Source organism: Methylobacterium sp. SyP6R (assembly GCF_019216885.1).
Lineage (GTDB): Bacteria > Pseudomonadota > Alphaproteobacteria > Rhizobiales > Beijerinckiaceae > Methylobacterium.
The window spans coordinates 704,001-710,000 of the sequence record NZ_JAAQRC020000002.1 but is presented as its reverse complement, the minus strand read 5'-3'; the positions used below and the strand labels follow the sequence as shown (position 1 = coordinate 710,000).

4 protein-coding genes are annotated in these 6,000 nt (G+C 72.2%); all 4 read left to right on the top strand.

Annotated features, from left to right (window positions below; all coding sequences use genetic code 11):
* Positions 1–23: 23 nt before the first annotated feature.
* From HBB12_RS32535 to HBB12_RS32520, 4 genes are read left to right on the top strand one after another with little or no spacing between them, the layout of a single operon-like run.
* The gene (locus HBB12_RS32535; RefSeq protein ID WP_236993210.1) at positions 24–1,706 is read left to right on the top strand and encodes a hypothetical protein; all 1,683 of its coding nucleotides are present in this window, start codon (positions 24–26) and stop codon (positions 1,704–1,706) included.
* Positions 1,703–3,028: a radical SAM/SPASM domain-containing protein gene (locus HBB12_RS32530; RefSeq protein WP_236993209.1), complete on the top strand. Its 1,326-nt coding sequence runs from the start codon at positions 1,703–1,705 to the stop codon at positions 3,026–3,028. The genes HBB12_RS32535 and HBB12_RS32530 overlap by 4 nt, the downstream gene beginning before the upstream one ends.
* A 15-nt stretch (positions 3,029–3,043) precedes the next feature.
* Complete coding sequence (locus HBB12_RS32525) at positions 3,044–4,822, top strand: ferritin-like domain-containing protein (protein WP_236993208.1); 1,779 nt, start codon at positions 3,044–3,046, stop codon at positions 4,820–4,822.
* Positions 4,823–4,831: 9 nt separating this feature from the next.
* Entirely contained in the window at positions 4,832–5,881 is a 1,050-nt protein-coding gene (locus HBB12_RS32520; protein WP_236993207.1) for an FAD-dependent oxidoreductase, read from the top strand.
* Positions 5,882–6,000 lie beyond the last annotated feature (119 nt).

Genomic DNA, 6,000 nt, shown 5'->3' with positions numbered 1-6,000 from the left:
CTCGAACGCGCGAGGCAACTCCGATGCCGGCTCGCATTCAGGCGCTCTTCGTCACGCCGGCGATTGCGTTCGCCCGATTGGGCGGCAGCACCGTTCCGGTGGATTGCTACAAGTGGGTGGACGTCGAGGAGCCGCGCTACGACGGCGAGACGACGCTTGCGCCGGATTGGACTCTCGCCGTCGAGCCCGATGCCAGTATCCGGCCCTTCATGCCCGATGCCGTCGTGTTCCGCGACGGCGAGCGGATCCGGCCGGTTGCGCCCTTCTTCGAGGTCTGGGCACGCCTGGGCGAGGACGGATCCGATCCGGGCACCTGGAGTGAGACCCCGCTCACGCCGGCCCTGATGCAGGCGGAGGGATTGGCGCCGACGGCCCTCACGCTTCAGGTCTCGGCGTTCAACCGCAAGGCGGCGCGACGCACCGGCAATCCCGCCCTCGCCTTCGGAACCTTCGCGCCGGTCATCGTGACGGCGGACGATCACACGAGGACCCCCATCGCGGCGACCAGTCCGCCCGGCACGCCGGTGCCGATGATCCCGCTGGATCGCAGCATCGCCATGGGCTCCGTGCAGTGGATGCGCAGCGTGCCGCAGCCGACCGACCGGGCGTGGTCGCAGGCGGTCGATATCGAGGTCATGCGCTTCCGCTACTGGCCGGCGCCGGGCGCCTTCTACGGGCCGCCGCAGGCCGCTGCCGCCGCGCCTGCCCAGGGGCGTCCGGCGCCCGCGGTACGCCCTGAAAATGCGTTCCTCGACGCCAATGCAGGATGGTTCAACGTGGGGGCCGACCTCGGTCGTTCGTCGTCCCCGGGCGACACCTACGACGTCGTCGATCAGCGGACCCCGGAGGGCCGGGTCGGTCCCTCGCTCGGCGTGGTCGACGACACCTGCGAGGTGCATTTCTCCGTCGTTCTCACGACCAGCATCGAGCGGAGCCTCGACGCGCGCGCCGTGGCTTTCGTCGGCCCGCCCGACTTCGCACCGGACCGGCGGCCCTTCCTGTCCGTGGCCGACGAGATCAACGACCGCTGCGGCGACGCCGCCACCCGCAACGCCGCGATGGACGAGGGCCAGCTCGACCGCTGGGTGGAGGACCTGTTCGAGCGCATCTACGAGACCGTCTCCCTGTTCAACGTCGACCTTTACCGTGCGGTCGGCACCCGGCCCAACCGCGCCGCCGAACTGCCGCAGGACGCGGATCATCGTCGCGACGAGGACATCGATGACGGGCAACGCCCGCTGCCCGACTACGCCATGGGCGGGCAGGACCGTCTGCGCGACCCGGACCGCAAAATTCCCGCCGCGACCCCGCCGAACCCGCTGCCCCTGAGCGAGCACGCGCGTGCGCGGCATCGCAACCTCTCCGACCTCCAGAACCTCGAGGATCTGGCGGCCCGTGCCCCCGGGCGGATCAGGGAGATCGTCCGGGAACCGTTCCAGGTGGAGCCCTTCGAGACTTCGAATGTGTCCTCGATGCGCATGCCTCCCTTCATGCGCCAGTCCAACGCGCTGCCGCTCACCGTCGCGGCCTGGCAGCACGACCTTCTGATGCGCTGGGTCGCCAAGACCGAGGCCAGGCGCGCCGGCCGGCCCGCGATGGCCGGCCTGGCGTTGGCACCGGGGGCGCCGCGCCCGCTCTCGGCATCCGCCGCGTCCCGGCGGCACGCGGTGCTGGCACGGCTCGACGCGGCGGGGCGCAGGCCATGATCCGGACCGTGGCGCGGGTCCCGCCGGATCCCGAGGCGCCGCTCTACAAGCGCTTCGCCTCCGCGCTCGGCGAGCACGTGCTCGTGGTGCCCTACAGCCGCGTCTTCGACCTGCCGCCGGACCTCGCGCGCGCCTGGGACGGCGACCCGGGGGAGGCACGGCGTCTGGCGCTCGCCCTGGCCGAACCGTCGTCCGGAGAGGGCGATCTCGACGCGGTCGCGCTGCCCTCCGCCCAAAGCCTGTCCCTCAACGTCTCCTCGTCCTGCAACCTCTCCTGCGGCTACTGCTATGCCGATCGCGGCCGCTTCGCCGGCGCCCAGGACCGCCGCATGACGCGCGAGACCGCGCTCGCCGCCATCGACCGGCTCCTCGCCGGCGCCGACCCGGGCGCGCCGGTGACCGTCGGCTTCCTCGGCGGGGAGCCGCTGACGAACCGCGCGCTCGTCCACGAGGTGGTCGGCTACGCGCGGGGAGCCGCCGCGCCGCGCGGCCTCGACCTGCGCTTCTCGATCACCACCAACGGCACCCTGCTCTCGCCCGCCGACATCGCCCTGATCCGCGCCGAGCGCTTCGCCGTCACCGTCAGCCTCGACGGCGATGCCGCGATCCAGGATCGCCAGCGGCCGGCCGCGCGCGGCACGGGCAGCTTCGCCGCACTCGCGCAAAGCCTCCGCCCGCTCCTGGCCGATCCGGGCCGGGCGAAGATCGCCGCCCGCATGACGGTGCGGGCCGATTGCCTCGACCTCGAAGCCCGGATCGCGGCGGTGCTGGCGCTCGGCTTCCCCGAGGTCGGCGTATCGCCGCTGCGGCGCGCGGCCGACGGCACCGCCCTGACCGACGCGCATTGGCCCGCCTATCTCGCCGCGCTGATCGCGGCGAGCCGGCGCGAGATCGCCCGGGCCTGCGCGGGCGGCACGATCCGCCTGACGAACCTCGCCGTCGCACTCAAGCAGATCCATGCCGGCGCCAGCATGCCCTATTCCTGCGGCGCGGGCGGGGGCTATTTCTCGGTCTCGGCCGACGGGCGCTGGTATGCCTGCCACCGGGCGGTGGGCGAGGCCGGGTTCGAGCTCGGCGATTCGGGCGGCCTCGACGAACGCCGCCGCCTGGACTTCCTCGCCGGACGCCACGTCCACGCCCAGGCTCCCTGCCGCACCTGCTGGGCACGCTACCTCTGCTCGGGCGGCTGCCACCAGGAAGCGCCGACGCGCTCGACGGCGGCCTGCGACTTCGTCCGCGATTGGCTGAGCTTCTGCCTGTCGGCCTATTGCGAGATCGACGCCCAGCGGCCCGATCTTCTGCGACCCGGAACCCCTCACTGACGCCAGGAGACTGCTATGCCGACGGATGCCGCGCCGAAGATCCTGGCCCGCAACGTGGCGGCCGTCCGGCGTTTCGCCGACCCGGCGCGGGTGGCGGCTTCGGTCACCGGCAATCCCGCCTCGACGCGGCTGGAATCGGGGGTGGGCAATTGCTTTCCGGGCCTCGAATGCGACCTGCGCAACCTCGAACGCCGCTTCCTGCCGTTTCTGGAGGTCGATATCCTCGACAGCGGGATCCGGCTCGTCGGGGTCGACACGGACGGCATCGACGCGGCCCGCAACGACGGCACCCTTTCGAGCGAGGAGGCCAAGGCCTACGACGATCTGGCGGCCGCGCTCGCGGCGGGTCTCGCGATCGTCGTGACCGATCTTGCCGGAACCTTCGGGATCCTGGGTCCGCTGTCGTTCGATCCGCGCACGCTGCCCGTGAGCGGCGTCAGTACGGGCGAGGGCCGGCTGCCGTCCGACACCTGGACGGCCGTGCGGCTGCTGACCGAGGGGACCGACGTCGAGGTCCGCTTCGAAATCTCCGTGGTCGGGACGTCGGTGACGGTGAAGACCAGGCGCGCGCGCTATCTCGACGACAACGGCGCGCTCTCGGCCGCCTTCCTGCCGGGCGAGCTCACCCAGTCGCTGTGCAGCCCCTGGACCCATGATTTCCGCGATTGCGGCTGCTTCTACTGGGCCACCAACCATCCCGACATCGTCCAGCCGGTCTATCCGGCGGCCGGGCCGCCCGCCGATCCGCAACCCTGGCAGGCCGCGGTCCCCTGGCAACGGCTCGATCGGAGCAGGCTGCCCGATCCGCCCCTGCCGGCCACCGGCGACGCCCGCCCGAGCGAACTGCGCCATTACGAGATCAACCAGCGCTGGGAGGAGCTGCATTTCGTCGTCGGCCGGCGCGAGATCACCGCGCCCTTCGTCGCCGAGGCCGTCAGGGGCGAGCCGTTTTCGAGCCTCGCCGTCCTCCTGGCTCAGCTGCATTACGCCGTGGGCGTCGAGCTGGCCGTTGCCCAGGAATACCTGTCGGCGGCCTACTCGCTCAAGGCCGACGACGACCCCACCCTGGGCGGGACACCCGGCCTGCGCGACGACGTGCGCGCGACCCGTGCGGAACTGATGCGCATCGCCATCGGCGAGATGCGCCACACCCGCGCGGTCAACGACGTGATCCGGGGGCTGATGCCGGCGGGAACCTACGCACCGGCGTTGCGGGTCGCCCGCGCGGTGCCCCATGCCGGTCCCGGCTCGTACCGGCCGGTGCAGCCACGCGCGGCAACGCGCCAAGCGATCACCGACTTCATCGAGATCGAGGCGCCCTCGGCCGGCGTCGACGGTCTCTACGTCGACATCCTGGAGACCCTGGTCAATCCGCCGGCCGATCTGCGCCCGGTCGCGATCCCGGAATGGTCCGAGGCGATCGGTTCCGTGATCGCGGAGGGCGAGGACCACTACCAGACCTTCCTCGACATCCAGGAGTGGCTCGGCGCGCATCCCGAGGCGACCTACCTGCGCGCCGTGAATCCGCCGCGCCCGACCCCGGGGCAACCGGAGCACGATGCGCTGCAGGGCAGCTATGCCGGCGTGCTGGAACTCCTCCATTCCGGCTACGCCAAAGGGCGCTTCGAGGGGGCAACGGAGATCAACGGGGCGCGAGCGGCGATGGTCAGGCCCGGCGGCCTCGACACGCTCGCCCATGCGGTCGCGCAGAAGGGCTTCCTCGTGGCCTTCGACGACATCGCCGACCCACGCTTCGCGCCGATCGATCCGCCGCCGGCCCCGCCCGTCGCCTGACGGCGCGCCGTGTCCGCTCGGCCGCCGCTCATCGTCCTCGGGGCGGGCCCGGTCGGGCTGGCCGCAGCTTTGGAGGCTCGGCGGCGCGGACGCGCCGTCGAGGTCTGGGCCGACCGGCTTCCCGCATGGGCCGATCCGCCGAGCATCGAATGCGTGCCCGCACAGGCCCTCGCGCTGCTGGTCGAGCTCGGCGTGCATCCGGGCATCCTGGGCGTCGATGCCCTGTTCGAAGGGCGGCGGGTGCAATGGGAGACGCCGCAGCCGACGCTCGTGAGCGGGCCGCGCGTCGCCCATCTCGGACGGCCCGGCCTCGACTGTGCGCTCCTCGGACTCGCCGAGCGGGCGGGCGTGCGATGGAAGGCCGGTACGCCGGTGACGCGGGACGCGCTTCGCGACCTCGATCCACGGGTAGCGATTCTCGACGCGACCGGCCGCGCGGCCGTCAGCGCGGCGCGGTGCGACCGGCCGAGGCCGCCGCTGGTGTCGCGCCTGTTCCATGTCGGCGGCCGCTTCCCCGAACCGGCCCGCGCCTTCGGGATCGCCGCCGGCCCGTCCGGCTACGCCTACCGCCTCGGGAACGCGCAGGGGCTCGTCCTCGGTGTCGTCGGGCGCGGCGAGTGGGTCCGGGCCGGAATCGATGCGGTCCTCGCAGGGTTGGCGGAGGTCGCACCCTGGATGGTCGCGGACGTTCCCGCAGGTGCGGTCGCCCCGGGCCGGTCCGGGGCCGCCTCGACCCAATGGGCCGTGCCCGGCGCGCGCGCCCTGCTTCTGGGCGACGCCGCCCTGGCGCGCGATGCTCTCGCCTCGCAGGGGCTGGCTGCCGGGCTGTGCGATGCGGTCCGCGCAGCGTCTCTCGTGTCCGGTGGGTCCGAGTCCGGTCCGCCGAAAGACCAGGCCACCCTGCCGACGGCCCACATCCGCCACGTGCTGCATGCCGTCGACTCGAGCCCCTTCCGGCAGTCGCCGGGATGGCGCGAGTATCGCGCATTCCTCTACGCCGTTTCAGCCGAGCCCTCTTCACCTGTGTCGCTGGATCAACGAAATTCAAACACCTTGTAGGTCATCCATTACCGATAGTCAGGATTTCGACGTTCGCCCTGTTACGCGCCAAGATGGAGGTGACGAGATCCGGGTTGCTGGCAACGACGTTCCGGGCGTCGCGGCAGGCCTCGACTTGG